The 19,908-nt window shown below is 66.3% G+C and carries 17 protein-coding genes and 1 tRNA gene; 3 read left to right on the top strand and 15 right to left on the bottom strand.

What is annotated here, in order from left to right; all coding sequences use genetic code 11:
• Positions 1-91: 91 nt before the first annotated feature.
• Positions 92-361 (top strand): hypothetical protein, encoded by a 270-nt coding sequence (locus HMI57_RS15060; RefSeq protein ID WP_171586823.1) that lies wholly within the window; start codon positions 92-94, stop codon positions 359-361.
• Between the two features lie 280 nt (positions 362-641).
• Here HMI57_RS15060 and HMI57_RS15065 read toward each other — a convergent pair.
• A tRNA-Leu gene (locus tag HMI57_RS15065) sits at positions 642-723 on the bottom strand.
• Positions 724-893: 170 nt separating this feature from the next.
• On the opposite strand from HMI57_RS15065, the gene HMI57_RS15070 reads away from it, so the two are divergent.
• The gene (locus tag HMI57_RS15070; RefSeq protein WP_171586824.1) at positions 894-1,520 is read left to right on the top strand and encodes a response regulator; all 627 of its coding nucleotides are present in this window, start codon (positions 894-896) and stop codon (positions 1,518-1,520) included.
• A gap of 83 nt (positions 1,521-1,603) precedes the next feature.
• Here HMI57_RS15070 and pyk read toward each other — a convergent pair whose 3' ends face one another.
• The 11 genes from pyk to hisI form a co-directional block, all read right to left on the bottom strand.
• The gene (pyk, locus tag HMI57_RS15075) at positions 1,604-3,097 is read right to left on the bottom strand and encodes a pyruvate kinase (protein WP_171586825.1); all 1,494 of its coding nucleotides are present in this window, start codon (positions 3,095-3,097) and stop codon (positions 1,604-1,606) included.
• Between the two features lie 70 nt (positions 3,098-3,167).
• The gene (locus HMI57_RS15080; RefSeq protein ID WP_171586826.1) at positions 3,168-4,625 is read right to left on the bottom strand and encodes a glutamate synthase small subunit; all 1,458 of its coding nucleotides are present in this window, start codon (positions 4,623-4,625) and stop codon (positions 3,168-3,170) included.
• Positions 4,618-9,369, bottom strand: a complete 4,752-nt coding sequence (gene gltB / locus HMI57_RS15085; RefSeq protein ID WP_216607557.1) for a glutamate synthase large subunit — start codon at positions 9,367-9,369, stop codon at positions 4,618-4,620. Before gltB ends, HMI57_RS15080 begins: the two co-directional genes overlap by 8 nt.
• Positions 9,370-9,642: 273 nt before the next feature.
• Positions 9,643-10,695: a prolipoprotein diacylglyceryl transferase gene (gene lgt, locus HMI57_RS15090; protein ID WP_171586827.1), complete on the bottom strand. Its 1,053-nt coding sequence runs from the start codon at positions 10,693-10,695 to the stop codon at positions 9,643-9,645.
• A 3-nt stretch (positions 10,696-10,698) separates the two neighbouring features.
• A complete protein-coding gene (trpA, locus tag HMI57_RS15095) occupies positions 10,699-11,499 on the bottom strand; it encodes a tryptophan synthase subunit alpha (protein WP_171586828.1) in 801 nt (266 codons plus the stop codon).
• Positions 11,496-12,830 carry a tryptophan synthase subunit beta gene (gene trpB, locus HMI57_RS15100; RefSeq protein WP_171586829.1) on the bottom strand — a complete coding sequence of 445 codons (1,335 nt, stop codon included), beginning with the start codon at positions 12,828-12,830 and terminating at the stop codon, positions 11,496-11,498. Before trpB ends, trpA begins: the two co-directional genes overlap by 4 nt.
• Positions 12,831-12,873: 43 nt before the next feature.
• Positions 12,874-13,698: an indole-3-glycerol phosphate synthase TrpC gene (gene trpC / locus HMI57_RS15105; protein ID WP_171586830.1), complete on the bottom strand. Its 825-nt coding sequence runs from the start codon at positions 13,696-13,698 to the stop codon at positions 12,874-12,876.
• Positions 13,699-14,031, bottom strand: coding sequence for an HGxxPAAW family protein (locus tag HMI57_RS15110; RefSeq protein ID WP_171586831.1), 333 nt, complete (start codon positions 14,029-14,031; stop codon positions 13,699-13,701).
• 74 nt (positions 14,032-14,105) lie between these two features.
• A complete protein-coding gene (locus HMI57_RS15115) occupies positions 14,106-14,768 on the bottom strand; it encodes a Trp biosynthesis-associated membrane protein (protein ID WP_171586832.1) in 663 nt (220 codons plus the stop codon).
• Entirely contained in the window at positions 14,765-16,339 is a 1,575-nt protein-coding gene (locus HMI57_RS15120) for an anthranilate synthase component I (RefSeq protein ID WP_171586833.1), read from the bottom strand. The genes HMI57_RS15115 and HMI57_RS15120 overlap by 4 nt, the downstream gene beginning before the upstream one ends.
• A gap of 60 nt (positions 16,340-16,399) precedes the next feature.
• Positions 16,400-16,810 carry a phosphoribosyl-AMP cyclohydrolase gene (gene hisI / locus HMI57_RS15125; protein WP_171586834.1) on the bottom strand — a complete coding sequence of 137 codons (411 nt, stop codon included), beginning with the start codon at positions 16,808-16,810 and terminating at the stop codon, positions 16,400-16,402.
• 119 nt (positions 16,811-16,929) lie between these two features.
• Between hisI and HMI57_RS15130 the strand changes: the two genes are divergently transcribed.
• A complete protein-coding gene (locus tag HMI57_RS15130; protein ID WP_171586853.1) occupies positions 16,930-17,577 on the top strand; it encodes a TIGR03085 family metal-binding protein in 648 nt (215 codons plus the stop codon).
• Between the two features lie 323 nt (positions 17,578-17,900).
• Here HMI57_RS15130 and hisF read toward each other — a convergent pair whose 3' ends face one another.
• The 3 genes from hisF to HMI57_RS15145 all read right to left on the bottom strand — a co-directional run bounded on the left by hisF (position 17,901) and on the right by HMI57_RS15145 (position 19,860).
• A complete protein-coding gene (gene hisF / locus HMI57_RS15135; protein WP_171586835.1) occupies positions 17,901-18,671 on the bottom strand; it encodes an imidazole glycerol phosphate synthase subunit HisF in 771 nt (256 codons plus the stop codon).
• 10 nt (positions 18,672-18,681) lie between these two features.
• Positions 18,682-19,524, bottom strand: coding sequence for an ATP phosphoribosyltransferase (gene hisG, locus HMI57_RS15140; RefSeq protein WP_171586836.1), 843 nt, complete (start codon positions 19,522-19,524; stop codon positions 18,682-18,684).
• A gap of 72 nt (positions 19,525-19,596) precedes the next feature.
• Positions 19,597-19,860, bottom strand: a complete 264-nt coding sequence (locus HMI57_RS15145) for a phosphoribosyl-ATP diphosphatase (protein WP_171586837.1) — start codon at positions 19,858-19,860, stop codon at positions 19,597-19,599.
• Positions 19,861-19,908 lie beyond the last annotated feature (48 nt).

The following is a 19,908-nucleotide window of genomic DNA, read 5'->3' on the forward strand; positions in this document are numbered from 1 at the left end:
GCTGCCACTATTCCATCTGCGCTGCGGATCACTAGGGATGCCTTCTCGAGCCACTACTCCCACAAAGGATTAGGGCGTACAGAACCCTCGCATGCGCGAGAGCTTGGAGGTACTCGACGGACTCCTGACCGCCCAGAAAAACCCGACGGCGCAACGCGACGGCATCCACTTCCAAGGCCAGCCCTACCTCGCACCGGCGTCACCGTGGCAGATTCCGATGGTCTGTTCTTTCCTTACTGCGTGCCGTCCCCGATCAGGTCTTCCGCTTGACTCACGGGTTCCGCGCGGCCAAGCCACAGTCGTCTGCGGCCACTGCTGGCTCGCAGACCAAACCCTCGCTGCAGCCGCTACCACATCATGATGATCGATCGTCTGATCGGAGCATTGCAACGTGCTTGGCCTGAGGTGGCTCCTCCGAATCGTAGTAGTCGACGAAAATATTCTCACCAAAGTCATGTACCTTCACCACCACTCCCCCATGAAGTAGTAAGAAAGCCCACCAAGGGCTTCAGAAGAAAAAGGAGGCCGACCGCCACAGGAAAACTGCAACCCACCCACCGAAACCGGCACACCGGGTGCACACGACGCGCCGGTTTGTGCACAGTCAGAGAGCGAAACAGCCTCTGACAAGGGGTAACGTGTGCCCGAAGTGGGACTTGAACCCACACATCTTTCGATACTGCATTTTGAGTGCAGCGCGTCTGCCAATTCCGCCATTCGGGCTAACGTGCGCTCCGACCAAAAACCGACTCAAGACCCAGGCTCAGGATCCGGGACAGACCCGATCAAAGCTAGATGAAGTACTCAAGTCATCGTCAGTGCGCGAAACTACTCTACATGCCGATAGGCTGTTTCAGTGAACCGGCAACGGGTGCTGCCCGGCCGGGCAAATGATGGAATTGAACAAGGAGCCTGCTGTGTCTGAATCCAACGAGCCAACCGTCTCGGGTGTTGCGCGGCGCGTGATTGTTGCCGAGGATGAGACCCTCATCCGCCTGGACATTGTGGAGATTCTCCGCGGCGAAGGGTACGACGTCGTCGCCGAAGCTGACAACGGCGAGAAGGCCGTCCAGCTCGCCAAGGAGCACAAGCCCGATCTGGTCCTGATGGACGTCAAGATGCCCGTCATGGACGGCATCACCGCGGCAGAACAGATCGTTAAGGCACGTATCGCCCCCGTCGTCCTGCTGACCGCTTTCAGCCAGAAAGAGCTGGTGGAACGAGCCCGCGACGCCGGCGCCATGGCGTACGTCGTCAAACCGTTCACCCCCGCTGACCTGATCCCGGCCATCGAGATTGCCCTCTCCCGCCACGAGGAGATCAAGGCCCTGGAACACGAGGTCTCGGATCTGCAGGAACAGTTCGCCACCCGCAAGCTCGTGGAACGCGCGAAGAGCCTGCTCACCACCAAGATGGGCCTCACTGAGCCCGAGGCCTTCCGCTGGATCCAGAAGACCTCGATGGACCGCCGCCTCAGCATGCGCGAGGTTGCCGAGACCATCATCAACCAGGTCAACTAGCTGCCACTTCGAACAACACACGCTGAACAGAGAGAAGGTCCCCGCCGGTGAAAACCGGCGGGGACCTTCTCGCGTCTAAAGGGTTACTTGTGCTTGTTCTTGACCGGCCACGGGCCGACCTTCTCCTTGTTGGGGGTGTAGCCGTCAGGCAGCTGACCCGCGTCGGCGATGTCGCCGACTTTGTGCACCTTGATTGAGTTCGTGGACCCGGCCTGTCCGGGAGGCGAACCGGCAGCAATGACCACCAGGTCATCGGGCTCCACGAGACCCTGCTCGAACAGCACCCGGTCCACCTGTGCGGTCATTTGGTCGGTGTGCTCAACGAACGGCACCAACATGGGCTGCACGCCCCAGATCATCGCCATCGTGTTCAGCGTCGACTGCACAGGGGTGAAGGCAAAGACCGGCTTGCTCGGGCGCAGACGTGACAGACGCCGCGCCGAGTCACCCGACTGAGTGAAGGTACAGATGTAACGGGCATCCAGCTGGTCCGCAATCTCCACCGCAGCGCGGGTGATCGCGCCACCGCGGGTCCGTGGCTTGCTGCCCAGCGGCGGCACCCGGTCCAGTCCGTGCTTCTCGGTGGACTCGATGATATTCGCCATCGTCTGCACGGTTTCCATGGGGTACTTGCCCACACTGGTTTCGCCGGAGAGCATGACGGCGTCAGCACCATCCAGCACTGCGTTGGCACAGTCAGAGGCCTCAGCGCGGGTGGGGCGGGGGTTGTCGATCATCGACTCCAGCACCTGGGTGGCGACGATGACCGGCTTGGCCCAGCGACGGGCCAATTCGATGGCACGCTTCTGCACAATGGGAACCTCTTCGAGCGGCAACTCCACGCCCAGGTCACCACGGGCCACCATGATGGCGTCGAACGCGTCGATGATCTCCTCGATCGCGTCCACAGCCTGGGGCTTCTCGATCTTCGCGATGACCGGTACCCGGCGTCCCTCCTCGTCCATGATCTCGTGGACGCGGACGACGTCGGACGCGTTCCGCACGAAGGACAGCGCCACCATGTCGACGCCGCGCTGGATGGCCCACCGCAGGTCGGCCTCGTCCTTGTCGCTCATCGCTGGCACACTCACGGCGACGCCGGGCAGGTTGATGCCCTTGTTGTTCGACACCGCTCCCCCCACGGTCACCACAGCGACAACCTTCGTGTCGTCAACGGCGGTGGCCCGGAGGGCGACCTTGCCGTCGTCGATCAGCAGGGAATCGCCCACGTTGACGTCCTGGGGCAGTCCCAGGTGGGTGGTGGAGCAGATCTCCTGGGTGCCTTCGACATCCTCGGTGGTGATGGTGAAGGTGTCGCCGGGGGCCAGCACATGCGGGCCGTCCACGAATCGACCAAGGCGGATTTTGGGACCCTGCAGGTCCGCGAAGATCGCGACCGGGCGGCCCAGTTCTTCCGATGCCTGCCGTACGTACTCGTAGGTCTGGTTGTGCACCGTGTGATCGCCGTGGCTCATGTTCATCCGGGCAACGTCCACACCGGCCTCCAACACCGCCACGGTGTTCTCATAGCTTGCGATTGCAGGGCCGAATGTTGCAACGATTTTTGCGCGTCTCATGAAACCTAGCCTAGTCGTGTTGTTGGAGGTGTTGTGGGGTGCGCGGTGACCTTTCCGCGACGTGGTGCACTCAGAGCACTGCCATAGCGCGGTCGGTGGGAGCCACCGGTGCCGGCAGTTTGGTCTCCCCCATCAGCCACTTGTCCACTGCTGCGGCGCACGCGCGCCCCTCCGCGATGGCCCAGACGATGAGTGACTGTCCACGACCGGCGTCGCCAGCCGCAAAAATCCCGGGCGTGTTGGTCATGTAGTAGCCGTCCCGACCAATGTTGCCGTGCTCATCGAAGTCGGCCTGAACCTGTTCGGTGAGGCCGGCGGGCTCCGGACCGGTGAACCCCAGCGACAGGAACACCAGGTCCGCCGGGATGTCCTTCTCGGTGCCGGCCTTCGGCACCCGGCGGCCGTCCACAAACTCGGTCTCCGCCACCCGGACCGCGGTGAGCTTGCCGTTCTCGCCCACAAACTCGACGGTCGAGGCGAGGTAGGTCCGCTCACCGCCTTCCTCATGGGCGCTGGCCACCTCGAACAGGGTGGGGAACGTCGGCCACGGCTGGTGCGCCGCACGGTCCGCCGGCGGCTGCTGTCCGATGGCCAGCGTCGTCACGGAGGCCGCGTGCTGCCGGTGGGCGGTGCCCAGGCAATCAGCGCCCGTGTCGCCGCCACCAAGGATCACCACGTGCTTGCCCTCCGCGTGGATCTGGTCCTCAACAACACCGCCCGCACTCACCCGGTTGGCCTGGACCAGGTAATCCATGGCGAAATGAACGCCTTCCAGTTCCCGTCCCGGGATTGGCAGGTCACGGGGAATGGTGGCGCCGGTAGCAACCACGACGGCGTCGTAACGACGCCGGAGCTGGTCCCAGCTGATGTCGCGTCCCGCCTCGACGCCGGTCCTGAACCGGGTACCCTCGGCACGCATCTGCTCAAGGCGACGCTCCAGGTGACTCTTTTCCATCTTGAAGTCGGGAATCCCGTAACGCAGGAGCCCGCCAATCTTGTCGTCACGCTCATACACGGCCACCGTGTGACCGGTGCGGGTGAGCTGCTGCGCTGCGGCAAGGCCTGCAGGGCCGGAGCCGACGACGGCGATGGTCTTGTCGGTCAGTCGTTCCGGCGGGTGCGCCTCAACCCAACCCTCGGCGAAGGCCTCATCAATGATCGAGACTTCCACCTGCTTGATGGTGACCGGCGGCTGGTTGATCCCCAGCACGCAGGATGCCTCGCAGGGTGCCGGGCACAGCCGGCCGGTGAACTCGGGGAAGTTGTTGGTGGCGTGCAGCCGCTCGATCGCTTCCCTGCCCTTGTCCCGGTAGGTGAGGTCGTTCCACTCCGGGATCAGGTTGCCCAGCGGGCAGCCCTGGTGACAGAACGGGATGCCGCAGTCCATGCAGCGTCCGGCCTGGGCCTTGAGGACGCCCTTCTCCTGCGCCTCGTAGACTTCCTTCCAGTCCATGATCCGCACCGGCACGGGCCGGCGGGGCTGGGTCTGGCGTTCGCGTACCTTCATGAATCCGCGTGGGTCACCCACCGGTTACCTCCAAGATTCGGGTCCAAGCTTCTTCGCCGTCGGGGTCAAGGCCATCTTCAACCGCAGCGGCCCGGGCATCCAGAACAGCTGCGTAGTCGCGGGGCAGCACCTTGGTGAGCCGCGCGATGGTGTCCTCGAAGTTCTCCAGCAGGTGCGCTGCGAGGTTCGATTCGGTCTCTTCAACATGCTTGATCATCAGCTGACGGACAATTTCGATGTCCTCGGCATCCAACTCGACGAGCTTCAGCTCCCCGTTCTCGATGCTCTGGGTGTTCATCCGGCGCCGGTTGAGGTCCAGCACGTAGGCGGTGCCGCCGGACATGCCGGCACCGAAGTTCCTGCCGGTCCGGCCCAGGATCAGGGTCTGGCCGCCGGTCATGTATTCGCACCCGTGGTCGCCGATGCCCTCGACCACCGCCGTCGCACCGGAGTTGCGCACCAGGAACCGCTCCCCCACCTGCCCGCGGAGGAAGATCTCCCCGCTGGTGGCGCCGTAGCCGATCACGTTGCCAGCAATGACATTGCGGTCGGCGGCGAAGACGTTGGACCGGTCCGGCCGGACGATGATCCGCCCGCCGGACAGTCCCTTGCCCACGTAGTCGTTTGAGTCGCCAAACAGCCGCAGGGTGATGCCCGCGGGCAGGAACGCGCCAAGGGACTGGCCCGCCTGACCGGTGAGGGTGACGTCGATGGTGTCGGTGGCGAGGGTGTCAATGCCGAACCGCCGGGTCACCTCGTGGCCCAGCATGGTGCCCACCGAACGGTCAGTGTTCACGACGTCGACCGAGATGCGCACCGGGGCCCGGTGGTCCAGCGCGTCGGCGCTCATCTCGATGAGCTTCTTGTCGAAGTGCTGGTCCAGCTCGTGGTTCTGCGTGGTCATGTTGCGCATCGGCGCGTCGTCGCCGAACTCGTTGCCGCGCAGGATCGGGTCGAGGTCGAGACCGTCGGCCTTCCAGTGGTCGATTGCCTTGCGTGCGTCGAGCGACTCGCTGTGGCCGATGGCTTCCTCGATGGACCGGAAGCCCAGGCTGGCCAGGATCTCCCTGACCTCCTCGGCGAGAAACTCGAAGAAGTTGACCACGAACTCGGGCTTGCCGGTGAACCGGCTGCGCAGCTCGGGGTTCTGCGTGGCGACGCCCACCGGACAGGTGTCCAGGTGGCAGACGCGCATCATGACGCAGCCCGAGACCACCAGCGGCGCCGTCGCGAAACCGAACTCCTCGCCGCCGAGCAGCGCGGCGATGACGACGTCGCGCCCGGTCTTGAGCTGCCCGTCGACCTGCACCACCACGCGGTCGCGGAGCCCGTTGAGCATGAGGGTCTGCTGGGTTTCCGCCAGGCCCAGCTCCCAGGGAACGCCCGCGTGCTTGAGCGAGTTCAGGGGGCTGGCACCGGTGCCGCCGTCGTGCCCGGAAATCAGGACGACGTCGGCCTTGGCCTTGGTGACGCCGGCCGCGACCGTGCCGATCCCCACTTCGGAGACCAGCTTGACGTGCACGCGTGCCGACGGGTTGGACCGCTTCAGGTCGTAGATCAGCTGGGCGAGGTCCTCAATGGAGTAGATGTCGTGGTGCGGCGGCGGCGAGATCAAGGCCACGCCGGGAGTGGAGTGCCGGGTCCGGGCCACCCACGGGTAGACCTTCTGGCTCATCAGCTGGCCGCCCTCGCCGGGCTTGGCACCCTGCGCCATCTTGATCTGGATGTCAGTGGCGTTGGTCAGGTACAGGCTGGTCACGCCGAACCGGCCGGAGGCAACCTGCTTGATCGCTGACCGGCGCTCGGGGTCGAGCAGCCGGTCAATATCTTCCCCGCCCTCGCCGGTGTTGGACTTGCCGCCGAGGCGGTTCATGGCGATAGCCAGCGTCTCGTGGGCCTCCTGGGAGATGGAGCCGTAGCTCATCGCGCCGGTGGAGAACCGCTTGACGATGCTGGAGACCGGTTCAACCTCGTCGATCGGCACCGGTTCGCGCACGCCCTCCTTGAACTGGAGCAACCCGCGCAGGGTCATCAGTTCCTTGGCCTGGTCGTCGACGCCACTGGTGTACTTCTTGAAGATGTCGTAGCGCCGCTCGCGGGTGGCGTGCTGCAGCCGGAACACGGTCTCCGGGTTGAACAGGTGCGGTGGGCCCTCGCGGCGCCACTGGTACTCCCCACCGTTGTCCAGGTCCCGGTGCGGATCGTCGATCCCGTCCTGCGGGTAGGCGCTGGCGTGGCGCGCTGCCGTCTCGGCAGCGATCACCTCCAGCCCGACGCCGCCGAGCTGGGTCTGCGTGCCGTGGAAGTATTCGTCCACGAGTTCCTGGCCCAGACCGAGTGCCTCGAAGGTCTGCGCGCCACAGTAGGAGCCGACCGTTGAGATGCCCATCTTGGACATGATCTTCAGGACGCCCTTGCCGAGCCCCTTGATGAGGTTGGCGACGGCCTGCTCGGCGGTCACTCCGGTGATGTCGCCGTTGCGGACCAGTTCCTCGCAGCTTTCCATGGCCAGGTAAGGGTTGATCGCCGAGGAACCGTAGCCGATCAGCGCTGCCACATGGTGGACCTCGCGCACGTCCCCGGCTTCGACCACCAGTGAGGTCTTGGTCCGGTTGGCGCTCTTGAGCAGGTGGTGGTGAACGGCACTGGTCAGCAGCAGGGACGGGATGGGCGCCCACTGAGCGTTCGAGTCACGGTCTGACAGGACAATGTACTGGATGCCCCGATTGATGGCGCTGGAGACCTGCTCGCAGATCTCGGTGAGCCGTGCCCGGAGGGACGCCTCACCGCCCTCGGGCCGGTACAGCCCGCGGACCTTCATGGCGATGCGTTCGCCGTCGCTGTTGGACATGTTGGCGATCTTCGCCAGTTCGTCGTTGTTGATCACCGGGAAGCTCAGACCCACCTGCTTGGCGTGCACCTGCTTGGTGGTCAGGAGGTTGCCGTTGGGGCCCAGGGACGCCCGCAGCGAGGTGACGAGTTCCTCGCGGATGGAGTCCAGTGGCGGGTTGGTGACCTGCGCGAAGGACTGCACGAAGTAGTCAAACAGGAGCCGTGGTCGCTTGGACAGCACGGCGACCGGAGTGTCGGAGCCCATCGCGCCGAGCGGTTCGGCTCCGGCCTTCGCCATCGGTCCGAGAAGGATCCGCAGCTCTTCCTGCGTGTAGCCGAAGGTGCGCTGGCGCCGGTTGATGGAGGCCTTGGTGTGCAGGACGTGCTCGCGTTCGGGGAGGTCCTTCAGGAGCAGCAGGTTGTCCTTGACCCATTCGCCCCACGGGTTGGCGGAGGCAACCTGCGCCTTGATTTCCTGGTCCTCGATCACCCGTCCGGCCTCGGTGTCCACGAGGAACATCTTGCCCGGGGACACGCGGCCCTTGTGCACCACCTTGGAGGGTTCGATGTCGATGACTCCCACCTCGGAGGCGAGGACCACCAGACCGTCCTCCATCACCCAGTAGCGGGCGGGGCGGAGGCCATTGCGGTCCAGGACAGCCCCCACCAGGGTCCCGTCGGTGAAGGACACGGCCGCGGGGCCGTCCCACGGTTCCATGAGCATCGAGTGGTACTGGTAGAACGCACGGCGGGCAGGATCCATCGTGGCGTGGTTCTCCCACGCCTCAGGGATCATCATCATGATCGCGTGGGTGATGGGCCGGCCGGAGAGCATCAGCAGTTCGGCGACCTCGTCGAACGACGCCGAGTCGGAGGCTCCGGGGGTGCAGATGGGGAACAGTTCCTCGGGGTCGTCGCCGAGGAGGCTGTTGGACAGCTGCGACTGGCGTGCGCGCATCCAGTTCCGGTTGCCCTTGACCGTGTTGATTTCGCCGTTGTGGGCGATGGTCCTGAACGGTTGGGCGAGAGGCCAAGAGGGGAAGGTGTTGGTGGAGAACCGGGAGTGCACGATGCCCAGCTTGGTCTTGAACCGGGGGTCGGACAGGTCCGGGTAGAACGGTTCCAGCTGCGCGGTGGTCAGCATGCCCTTGTAGACCATGGTCTTGGAGGACAGGGACGGGAAGTAGACGCCGAGCTTGTTCTGGGCGCGCTTCCGCACCCTGAAGGCCAGCGCGTCCAGGTCGACCGGCGCAGCTTTACTTCCCGACGGGGCGCTGTCCGGAGACGCATTGTCCGAGGAGGACGCTCCGCCGGTGGGTGCCAGGAAGAGCTGCACGAAGTGCGGCATGCAGGCACGAGCCATGGCGCCCACGAGGTCGGCCTGGATGGGCACTTCGCGCCAGCCGAGGACGGTGAGTCCCTCGGATTCGGCGATCGCTTCCAGTCCGGCGCGTGCGGTCTGTTCCTCGCGTCCCTCAGCGGGAAGGAACGCGGTCCCGACTGCGTACTGGCCAGCCGGGGGAAGGTCGAAGTCGACTACCGCGCGGAAGAACTCGTCGGGAACCTGGGTGAGCAGGCCGGCGCCGTCGCCGGTGCCCTCATCGGCGCCCACTGCACCGCGGTGCTCAAGGTTGCGCAGCGCGGTCAGCGCATGATCGACGATGTCGTGGCCCGGTTCCCCGCGAAGGGTCGCGATGACGGCCAGGCCGCATGCATCCTTCTCGTTCTCCGGGTTATACAGTCCGGTGGCCTCGGGAATGTTGGAGAACCGCTCGAAGGGAGAGACGACGGTGGACTTCTCAGCACCGGGGGTGACCTCGGGGGTGACGTCGTCAACGATCGAGGCATCCTCGCCGTAACGGGTCGCTGACCCGTTGTCCGAGGTGTTGGTGGAAACGCCGGCGGTGGGGTTGCCGGAAGTGGGAGCATTCATAGGTAGTGTCCTTCCCCCAGAATGGAGCGTCGGGAGGGGACGGCCTTGGCCCCAGGTCTGCAGCCCGAGTGGGCTGCTCACTAAACGAACTTGTTAGCAGAATTCTATGGCGTGACTGATGCTTCCCGGGAGGTTCCCGGAACAACGATTGCAGAACAACTGGGCACCTGAGGTGCCCGCCATATCCGGTGCGCCTGGAGAGGGGTGTTCCGCCGGGGCGCCGGGGCCACGTCACTGTGGCGGTGTGTCCAGTGTGGGCGGTGGCCCTGGACGCTAGGGTCGGGAGTCGTTCTCCCGCTTTGTCGGATCGGTGCTGTCCCGCTCGGAGAGAGGTTCATCACTACCGTTTGTTTCGACGAGATTACCACGGGTGGTGGATTTCGTTTCGTCTGTGTCGGCAATGTGGGTGTCGGTGGTGTCTTCCAGCGAATCCACTGCCGACGGTTCACGGCCTGGCAGGTACAGCGACGGCGTGTCGGCCCCCTTGCGTTTCGTACCGAGGTAGATGAGGACGGCGATGGCACCGACCAGGACCAGGATGCTGGTCCAGACGTTGAGCCGCTGGGTGACACCGAACAGGGTGACCAGTTCGGCGTCGTCGATGCGGAGGGCTTCGATCCAGACGCGGCCCGCCGTGTAGAAGGCAGCGTACGCCCAGAACATCATTCCCCCGCGGAGGCGGAACCGCTTGTCGATGAGCAGGAGCAGGGCGACGCCGGCGAGGTTCCACAGCATCTCGTACAGGAAGGTCGGGTGGAACAGGGTGTCCACGGGGACGCCGTCTGGGAAGTTGGCGTTCTCCGGGTCGATTTCCAGGCCCCACGGCAGGGTGGTGGGGGCGCCAAAAAGCTCCTGGTTGAACCAGTTTCCGAGCCGGCCCACCGCCTGCGCAAGCAGGATGCCCGGGGCGGCGGCGTCGGCGAAGGCGCTCAGCCGCACCCCGGACCGGCGGCAGCCGATCCAGGCGCCCACGGCACCCAAGGCGATGGCGCCCCAGATGCCCAGGCCGCCCTCCCAGATCCGCGGGATCCGCGACAGGTCGCCGTCGGGTCCGAAGTAGGCGTCGGGTGAGGAGATCACGTGGTAGAGCCGTCCGCCGAGGATGCCGAACGGGATGGCCCAGATGGCGACGTCCCAGATGACGTCCGGGTTGCCGCCGTAGCGCTTCCACCGGGATACGGTCAGCAGCAGGGCCAGGATGATCCCGGCAAGGATGCACAGGGCGTACGTGTACAGCGTGAGCGGTCCAAGGCTGAAGGACGCCCACTCCGCCGGTGGGCTCGGGATACTGGCGGGAAGCGTCCCGATGGTGCTCACGATTCGCATGGGTTAGCTCTTTCCCGTTCCGCTGCTGAGGTCCTTGGTCAGTTCGGCGAGGGCGGGTACTCCGCCGTCGCGCAGGGCCGCCACCAGGGCGGTGCCCACGATCACGCCGTCCGCGTACGCGGCGATCTCCCGGACCTGGTCTGCGGAGGAAACGCCGAGCCCGACGCAGGCGCGTTCAGCGCCAGCACCGTGGGCGGCGTCGACGACGGCGCGGGCCGCGGAACTGACAGCGGTCCGGGCGCCGGTGACGCCCATGATGGAGACGGCGTAGACAAACCCGCGGCTGGCCGCGACCGTCCGTTCCATCCGCTCGTCGCTCGTGGACGGGGCCACGAGGAAGACCCGGTCCAGGCCAAACTCCTCGGAGGCGGCCAGCCATTCGGCGGCTTCGTCGGGGATCAGGTCGGGGGTGATCAGTCCTGCTCCCCCAGCCTCGTGCAGCCGACGGGCGAACTCGCGGACGCCGAGCTGCATGACCGGGTTCCAGTAGGTCATCACGAGCACGGCCGCGTCGGTGCGCTCCGTGATGCCCTTGACGATGTCGAAGACCTTCTCGACGGTGAACCCGTTCTGCAGGGCCTGCACCGTTGCTTCCTGGATTACCGCACCGTCCATCACCGGATCCGAGTAGGGGATGCCGATCTCGATCAGGTCCATCCCGTTCTCCGCCATGGCAACCGCCGCGTCGATGGTGGTCTGGACGTCGGGGAAACCGGCGGGCAGGTACCCGATCAGCGCGGCACGGCCGGCGTCGCGCGCACGGTCGATCGCGGCGGCCGACTTGCTGGTGGTCTGGGTGTTCACAGTTGTTCCCCGTCTTTTCCGATTTCGGATTCGGCGCTGTTGTCGGGCAGCAGGTCGAAGAATTCGGCGGCTGTCGCCACGTCCTTGTCGCCACGGCCGGAGAGGTTGATCAGGACGATCTTTTCCGACGGGTCGCCGCCCTCGGCGGCGAGGCGTTGCCCCACCTTGATGGCTCCGGCCAGGGCGTGGGCGGTTTCGATGGCCGGGATGATTCCCTCGCTGCGGCACAGCAGCTTGAATGCGTCCATGGCTTCGGCATCGGTGATCGGCTCGTAGCTGACCCGGCCGATGTCGGCCAGGTAGGCGTGCTCCGGGCCGACGCCGGGGTAGTCCAGTCCGGCGGAGATGGAGTGGGACTCGATGGTCTGGCCGTCGTCGTCCTGCATCAGGTAGGAGCGGGCGCCGTGCAGCACGCCGGGACGGCCCAGGGTAATGGTCGCGGCATGGCGTCCGGTTTCGACGCCGTCGCCGCCTGCCTCGAAGCCGTACAGTGCCACCTCGGGGTCGTCGAGGAACCCGTGGAACATACCGATCGCGTTGGACCCGCCGCCGATGCAGGCGCACACCGCGTCGGGCAGGCGGCCGGTTTCGGCCAGCATCTGCTCGCGGGCTTCCTCGCCGATGACCTCGTGGAAGTACCTGACCATTGACGGGAACGGGTGCGCTCCGGCGGCCGTGCCGAGGAGGTAATGGGTGGTGTCCACGTTGGCCACCCAGTCGCGCAGGGCGTCGTTGATGGCGTCCTTGAGGGTCTGCGACCCGTTGGTGACCGGGACGACTGTGGCTCCGAGCAGTTCCATCCGGGCCACGTTCAGCGCCTGCCGGCGGCAGTCTTCGGCACCCATGTAGACGACGCACTCCAGGCCCATCAGGGCTGCGGCGGTGGCACTGGCGACTCCGTGCTGGCCCGCACCGGTTTCGGCGATGACGCGGGTCTTGCCCATCCGCTTGGCGAGGAGGGCCTGGCCCAGCACGTTGTTGATCTTGTGGGATCCGGTGTGGTTGAGGTCTTCGCGCTTGAGGAAGATCCGCACACCGCCTGCATGCTCAGAGAACCGCTTGGCCTCGGTCAGCAGCGAGGGGCGCCCGGCGTAGGTGCGGTTCAGTTCCGCCACCTGGGCGGTGAACTCGGGATCCGCCTTGGCCTTCTCGAAGGTATCGGTGAGCTCGTCGAGAGCAGCAATCAGCGACTCGGGCATCCAGCGGCCGCCGTACTCACCGAAGTAGGGGCCGGGCGCGTGGCGCAGGCTCCCCGTGGGGTTGAGGAAGGCTTCTGCAGTACCTTCGGTGACCTCGGTGGGTCCGTTGGCTGCCTGGGGCGAATCGGTCATGAGCTTGCCTGTCCTGTCGTGGTGGTGTGCTGCGTGCCGGTGGCTAAGCGGTTGGCTGGTCCTGGAGGGCCAGTCGCGCGCTGCGGCCGGCGTCGAGGAACGCGGCGATCGTGTCCTGGGGATTGTCGTGCCGGACCAACGCCTCGCCGACCAGAATGGCGTCGGCTCCATCGGAGGCGAACCGTCCGACGTCGGCTGCGTCCCGCACTCCCGACTCGGCGATGATGAGCGTGCCCGCCGGGATACCGGCGGCCAGGGGGGCGAAGACCGACCGGTCAATGTCGAGCGTCTTCAGGTTCCGTACGTTGATGCCGACGATCTTGGCACCGGCCGCAACTGCCCGTTCCACCTCGTCAGCGGTGTGGGTTTCCACCAGTGCGTTCATGCCGAGCTGGTGGGTCAGTGCGAGGAAGCTGCGGAGCTCCTCGTCGGTCAGGGCTGCGACGATCAGCAGGACCAGGTCGGCGCCGTGGGCGCGGGCCTCCCAGATCTGGTATTCGTCGACGGTGAAGTCCTTGCGCAGCAACGGCAGGTCGACGGCGGCGCGCACAGCATCGAGGTCGGCCAGTGACCCGCCGAAGCGTCGCTGTTCGGTGAGGACGCTGACGACGGCGGCGCCTCCGGTTTCGTAGCGCACCGCCAGAGCCGCGGGGTCGGTGATGTCGGCCAGCGCTCCCTTGGAGGGGCTGCGGCGTTTCACCTCGGCGATCAGGGTGATCCCGGTGCCGTTACCGCGCAGGGCGGCGTAGGCGTCGCGGGGCGCGGGAGCCGAGGTGGCGTCGTCGCGCAGTTGCTCCAGCGGGAGCGCCGCAACACGGGGTGCGAGGTCCTCACGGACTCCCGCGATGATGTCGTCGAGAACGCTCACCTAGTCGTCTTTGCCCTTCAGCTTTGATCCGCCGACACCGTAGCCGGCGCGCTTCATGACGAGGCCCGCTCCGAGACCCACCACCATGACGGCGATGCCGATCCAGAACAGAACGGTTCCGGCGCCCATGTTCCCCTCGGTGCTGGCGAAGACATAGGCGAAGGACGACACTGCTGCGCCGACGAGCATGATCAGCACGCAGGTCCACGCCGCGGGGCTGTTGCCGTGGCCGATGGTCTCGTCATGCATTGATGCGTGGTTTTCCCGTGAATTTTCCGGGTGCTCCACGGAGGCGGTCCGGGTCGTTGCGTTGGCTGTGGCGTCTTTGGCCATGGTGACTCTCCTTGAAACTCGTCTGGTCTTCATTCTGCCATTAGTTAGGGGCGGCCGTGGTCTGCCGTGCTGGCTCAGGTGGTGGGATCTTTCCCCTTGGTGAGCTGGTCCCAGCTGTCGATCTCGTCCGAGTGGGCGGTCGACTTGCGCGCGGACGGGTTCTCGTCGGCGACCTTCTCGTACCGCTTGGACCGGTTCCAGCCGCGGCTGGCGAGGAGCATCCAGACCGCAGTCACTGTCAACAGGACGCCAGCAGCGGCGGCCAGCCAGGGGAACACGGTGAGCGCCAGGGTGGCACCGCTGCCGGTGCTGACACCGATTGCCTCGCCGATCGCCGGGGCAGCGGCCCCGGTGGGGTCTGCCACCACCAGCAGGCTGTTCCAGACGATCCCGACGCCGGCGATGAGCAGGATCGCCACCACCAGGATCCGGGCGATCCGGCCAGCGATGGAAACGGCCAGCGCCGCGGCCAGGGACACTAGCGCGAAGGCGGTGACGGCGGTGGCGGCGTCGCTGCCGGGGATGGTGAGGTTGGGGGTCTGGACGGCGTCCTGTGGCAGGATCACCGTCAGCCAGGTCTGGGTGGTGCTTGCGAACGCGAGCAGGGAGAACAGCACCGTGGCCAGAATCACAGTGCCTTTGCGCTGCCACGCACTTGGCGCCTTGGGTGTTGCGGAGGCCTTCGAGTGCCCGGAGGAGCTTGCCTGGCCGTCTGTGGTGCCCGGGTCGGTGCTCATGGGACCTCTACTTCCTCTAGCGCCTCGGCAGCGGTGACGGTCCTGAGGCTGGAGGCGATCAGTGCCGCACGCAGCGGCGCTGCCGCCTTGTTGACGGTTTCCTGCGCCTCGTCTTCCAGGACGGAGTCGGCCACAATCCCGCCGCCGGCCTGCACGTAGGCCCGGCCGTCGCGGAGCAGTGCTGACCGGATGGCGATGGCCAGGTCCATGTCGCCGGCGAAATCGAGGTAGCCGACCACCCCGCCGTAGATTCCGCGGCGGTGGGGTTCCACCTCGTCGATCAGGCGCAGCGCGCGGGGCTTGGGAGCCCCGGACAGGGTACCGGCGGGGAAGGTGGCGGCGAGCACGTCATACGCCGTCTTCGTGGGGGCCAGCGAACCGACCACCGTCGAGACGAGGTGCATGATGTGGCTGAACCGCTCCACTTCCATGAACTGGGTGACGTCGACCGAGCCGGGCACACAGACCTTGGAAATGTCGTTGCGGGCCAGGTCGACCAGCATCAGGTGTTCGGCGCGTTCCTTCTCGTCGGCCAGCAGCTCGTCGGCGAGGGCCCGGTCCTGGTCCAGGGTGTGCCCGCGGGGGCGGGAGCCGGCAATCGGGTGGGTGATGACGTCCTTGCCGGTGACCGTGACGAGGGCCTCCGGGGAAGATCCGACGATCGAGTACTCCCGCCCGTCGGCGTCGGCCAGGCTGAACAGGTACATGTAGGGGCTCGGGTTGGTGTTCCGGAGCACCCGGTAGACGTCCAACGGGGACGCGTCGCAGTCGAGTTCGAACCGCCGGGAGATGACCACCTGGAACACGTCGCCGTCCACGATGGCCCGCTTCCCGCGCTCGATGGCGGCCAGGTACTTGGGCTTGTCCCAGCGTTCGTCGACGCGGGAAAGGAGTTCGGCGGTGTCCACCGACCCGTCCCGCAGCACGGAGACGGGCTGTTCGGCGGCTTCCCCCAGCTTGGTGAGCATGGCGCGGATCCGCTGGACGGCGTCGTGCCAGGCTTCATCCACCCGGTCGCTGGAGCCGTCGAAGTTGATCGCGTTCGCGACGAGGGTGAGGGTGCCCTCGGAGTTGTCATGCACGGCCATGTCGGTGACCAGGCACATGGCCAGCTCGGGCAGCAGCAGATCGTCTTCGGGTGGGCTGGTCAGCCGCTCCCAGTGGCGGACCGACTCCCAGCCGATGAAGCCCACCAGACCTGAGGTGAACGGCGGCAGGTTATCGAACCGGGGGGTGCGCAGCGCCTCGATGGTCTGGCGGAGCGCCTCGACCGGGCTGCCGGTGGTGGGGACACCTGCCGGCGGCTCCCCCAGCCAGTGCGCCTCGCCGTCGAGGCTGGTCAGGGTGGCGCGCGAGTGGGCGCCGATGAACGAGTACCTCGACCACACGCCGCCGACCGCCGCGGATTCCATCAGGAAGGTACCGGGCTGGCCGTCAGCGAGCTTGCGGTAGATGGCGATGGGGGTGTGGGCGTCCGCGAGCACCTTCAGATGGACGGGCACCACGCGGCGGTCCCTGGCGAGTTCGCGGAACTCCTCAAGGCTGGGGCTGATGACTCCAAGTTCCTGCATAACGGTGTGTGCTCTTTCAGCTGGCGGTGGGAAACGTCACGGTGGGCGGCGCGTGGGCCGCTAGTGGGAGGTGTCGGGACCGGTAACCACGGCGAGGTCCCTGCCGTCGAAGCAGGTCCGGGTGCCAGTGTGGCAGGCGGCACCCACCTGGTCGACGCGGATGAGGAGGGCGTCGCCGTCGCAATCGATGGCCGCCGACTTGACCCACTGGATGTGGCCCGAGGTGTCGCCCTTGCGCCAGTAGGCGTTCCGGGACCGGGAGAAAAAGGTGACCCGACCGGTGGTGAGGGTGCGGTGGACAGCCTCGTCATCCATCCAGCCAAGCATCAGGACTTCCCCCGAATCGTGCTGCTGGATCACCGCTGCGACCAGCCCAGCGGGGTCCCGTTTGAGGGCAGCAGCGATCTGCGGATCAAGGGCTGACCCGGTAGAAGAATCGGGCGTTGACGGGGTATCGGTCTGTGATGGCATCACCGTCAATTCTATCGCGACACCGGGTGGCCAGCTGACGGACGGTTGAGTGCTTCAGGGTGGTGCGGCGCGGCGGTTCCCCGTGCCAAGAAGCACCGGATCTGCTAGTTTCAGCAGTGATGCAATATGTAGAACCATCCCGCGAAGTCCTGGCCGAAACGCTTCTCGCAGCAGGGCCCCATTCGCCGACGCTGTGCGATGGCTGGCAGGCCAAAGAGCTGGCCGCCCACCTTTACCTGCGGGAACACCGACCGGCCGTTGGCCTTGCCATGGTCATCAAGCCCCTGGCCGCCGTGTCCGACAAGTCGGTCCGCAAACTCGCCGCCAAGGCGGAGTCAGTTGAGGGTTTCAAGAAGCTGGTCGACGATTTCCTCGCCGGGCATCCCTTCTACTCCCCGCTGAAGCGGTCCAAGTCGCTGGATGCCAGCGCCAACCTGATTGAATACTTCGTCCACACCGAGGACGTCCGTCGTGCACGTAGCCGGTGGGCGCCTCGTGCGCTGGACGAGGATTACTCGAACGCGCTCTGGGACGAACTGATCAAACGCGCCGCGATTCTCTACCGTGGGGTGGACCTGGGGATTGTGCTGGTGCGCTCCGACGGGCTGCGTCATGTCGCGAAACGAGCGCCCGTGTCCGTCGCCATCAAGGGCGATCCCGGCGAGCTCCTGATGCACGCCCACGGCCGGACCCGCCACGCCCTCGTCACGTTCGAGGGCCAGCCCGACGCCGTCGCGCTGCTGGACAGCGCCGAGGTCGGCCTGTAGCCACCCGCCTGGCTAACCGCTTCCTCCGAACGTAACCCTCCGCCGTCGGGCACATTTGTGCACATATGGCGGGTGCGAAGGCTCGTGAGGGTGCCGCCGTCGGACACCTTGTACATGTGTGGCGGGTACCTACGCCCACGAGACGCCGCCGTCGGACAGGTTGTGCACGTATGGCGGGTTGCGCGGGGTCTTACCCGCCACAGCTGCACGAACGGCAGGGGGAACCCGCCACAGCTGCACAGAAGATGGCAGCGTCGGGAAGCCCGCCGACCCGCCCGTTGAGGTGGGAGGGCTGACTTGCCCACCCAAGCAACAAATCCCAGCTATCGGACGGGGAAGCCCGCGTCGCTGATGGCTTTCTTGACCTGGGCGATGGCGTCCAGCGGCCCGAAGTGGAACACCGACGCCGCCAGCACCGCATCGGCACCGGCCTGGACGGCAGGCGGGAAGTGCTCCGGCAAGCCGGCCCCGCCGGAGGCGATCAGTGGAACCTTCACTGCCGCCCGCACCGCGCGGATCATCTCCAGGTCGAACCCGGCCTTGGTGCCGTCGGCATCGATCGAGTTGAGCAGGATCTCGCCCACCCCACGGTCGGCCGCCTCGCGGGCCCACTGCACTGCGTCGATCCCGGTGCCCTGCCGGCCGCCATGCGTCGTGACTTCATAGCCCGACGGCGTCCCGCCGCCCGGCACGCGCCGGGCATCGAGGGACAGCACCAGCACCTGTGATCCGAAGTGGCTGGTGATTTCGTCGATCACGTCGGGCCGGCTGACAGCTGCCGTGTTGATCGAGGCCTTGTCCGCGCCGAAGCGCAGCAGCTTGTCGACGTCGGCGATCCCGCGCACTCCCCCGCCGACGGTCAACGGGATGAAGACCTCCTCGGCGGTGCGCGCGACGACGTCGAACGTGGTGTCCCGGTTGCCGGAGGACGCGGTCACGTCGAGGAAGGTCAGTTCGTCGGCGCCGGCCCGGTCGTACCGGTGCGCGAGCTCCACCGGGTCACCGGCGTCGCGCAGGTCGGCGAAGTTGACGCCCTTCACCACGCGGCCGGCGTCGACATCGAGGCACGGGATGACGCGAATGGCTACACCCATGGCTGCCGTCCTAGACCCTGCAGGCGTGGATGGTGCTGACGAGGATGGCGCGGGCGCCGAGCTCGTACAGCTCGTCCATGATCCGGTTCGTGTGGGTGCGCAGCACCATCGAGCGGACGGCCACCCAGTCGGAGTCGCGGAGCGGCGAGACCGTCGGGGATTCCAGGCCGGGGGTCAGCGCGGCTGCGGCGTCGACGAGGTCCTTGCGGATGTCGTAGTCCATCAGCACGTACTGGCGTGCCACGAGGACTCCCTGCAGCCGACGGATCAGCACATCGAGGCCGGCCGGCGTGTCTCCGCTGCGGCCGATCAGGACGGCCTCGCTGCGCAGGATCGGGTCGCCGAAGATTTCCATTCCGGCGGCCTTGAGCGTGTTGCCGGTCTCGACGACGTCGGCGATCGCGTCGGCGACGCCGAGACGCACCGAGGATTCCACCGCACCGTCGAGGCGCACCACTGTGGCGTCCACTCCGTGGTCGGCGAGGAAACGGCGCAGCAGCCCGTCATAGCTGGTGGCCAACCGCTTGCCGTCGAGCTGGGCGACGTTGCTGAAGTGTCCTACCGGTCCGGCGAACCGGAAGGTCGAGGCGCCAAACCCGAGGGTCAGGCGCTCCTCGGCGTCGACGTCGGCGTCAAGGAACAGGTCGCGGCCGGTGATGCCGACGTCGAGGGTTCCGGCGCCCACGTACACGGCGATGTCGCGGGGGCGGAGGAAGAAGAACTCGACCCCGTTGTCGGGGTCTTCGAGGACCAGTTCGCGGGTGTCGCGGCGCTGGCGGTAGCCGGCCTCGGCGAGCATGGCGGAGGCTGATTCGGACAGGGCGCCCTTGTTGGGGACTGCTACACGAAGCATGGAGGTTTTCTTTCGCTGAAGGTTCGAAGGGAGGTCTGCTGCTGGGGCACCTGGATCCTGGCGGAATGGTGCCTAGAGATGCTTGTACACGTCGTTCAGCGTCAGACCCTTGGCGATCATCAGGACCTGCAGGTGATAGAGCAGCTGGGAGATTTCCTCGGCGGCTGCCTCATCGGATTCGTACTCGGCGGCCATCCACACCTCGGCGGCCTCCTCGACCACCTTCTTGCCGATGCCGTGGACGCCGGAGTCGAGTTCGGCGATGGTCCGCGACCCGTCCGGGCGGTCGATGGCTTTGGCGCTGAGTTCAGCGAAGAGGGATTCGAAGCTTTTCACACTGCCAACGTTACTGGGTTGGCGGCATTGAGCCTCATTCGGTGGGTT

Origin of the sequence: Arthrobacter sp. 260, assembly GCF_013116745.1 — a bacterium.
Lineage (GTDB): Bacteria > Actinomycetota > Actinomycetes > Actinomycetales > Micrococcaceae > Arthrobacter_D.

Coding starts and splice junctions, on each gene's coding strand:
- HMI57_RS15070 (WP_171586824.1), top strand. CDS start 894: ATGGAATTGAACAAGGAGCCTGCTGTGTCTGAATCCAACGAGCCAACC.
- HMI57_RS15130 (WP_171586853.1), top strand. CDS start 16,930: ATGCAATATGTAGAACCATCCCGCGAAGTCCTGGCCGAAACGCTTCTC.
- lgt (WP_171586827.1), bottom strand. CDS start 10,695: ATGCGAATCGTGAGCACCATCGGGACGCTTCCCGCCAGTATCCCGAGC.
- HMI57_RS15115 (WP_171586832.1), bottom strand. CDS start 14,768: ATGAGCACCGACCCGGGCACCACAGACGGCCAGGCAAGCTCCTCCGGG.
- hisI (WP_171586834.1), bottom strand. CDS start 16,810: ATGCCATCACAGACCGATACCCCGTCAACGCCCGATTCTTCTACCGGG.
- hisF (WP_171586835.1), bottom strand. CDS start 18,671: ATGGGTGTAGCCATTCGCGTCATCCCGTGCCTCGATGTCGACGCCGGC.
- hisG (WP_171586836.1), bottom strand. CDS start 19,524: ATGCTTCGTGTAGCAGTCCCCAACAAGGGCGCCCTGTCCGAATCAGCC.
- gltB (WP_216607557.1), bottom strand. CDS start 9,369: ATGAATGCTCCCACTTCCGGCAACCCCACCGCCGGCGTTTCCACCAAC.
- HMI57_RS15110 (WP_171586831.1), bottom strand. CDS start 14,031: ATGGCCAAAGACGCCACAGCCAACGCAACGACCCGGACCGCCTCCGTG.
- trpB (WP_171586829.1), bottom strand. CDS start 12,830: ATGACCGATTCGCCCCAGGCAGCCAACGGACCCACCGAGGTCACCGAA.
- HMI57_RS15120 (WP_171586833.1), bottom strand. CDS start 16,339: ATGCAGGAACTTGGAGTCATCAGCCCCAGCCTTGAGGAGTTCCGCGAA.
- HMI57_RS15060 (WP_171586823.1), top strand. CDS start 92: ATGCGCGAGAGCTTGGAGGTACTCGACGGACTCCTGACCGCCCAGAAA.
- pyk (WP_171586825.1), bottom strand. CDS start 3,097: ATGAGACGCGCAAAAATCGTTGCAACATTCGGCCCTGCAATCGCAAGC.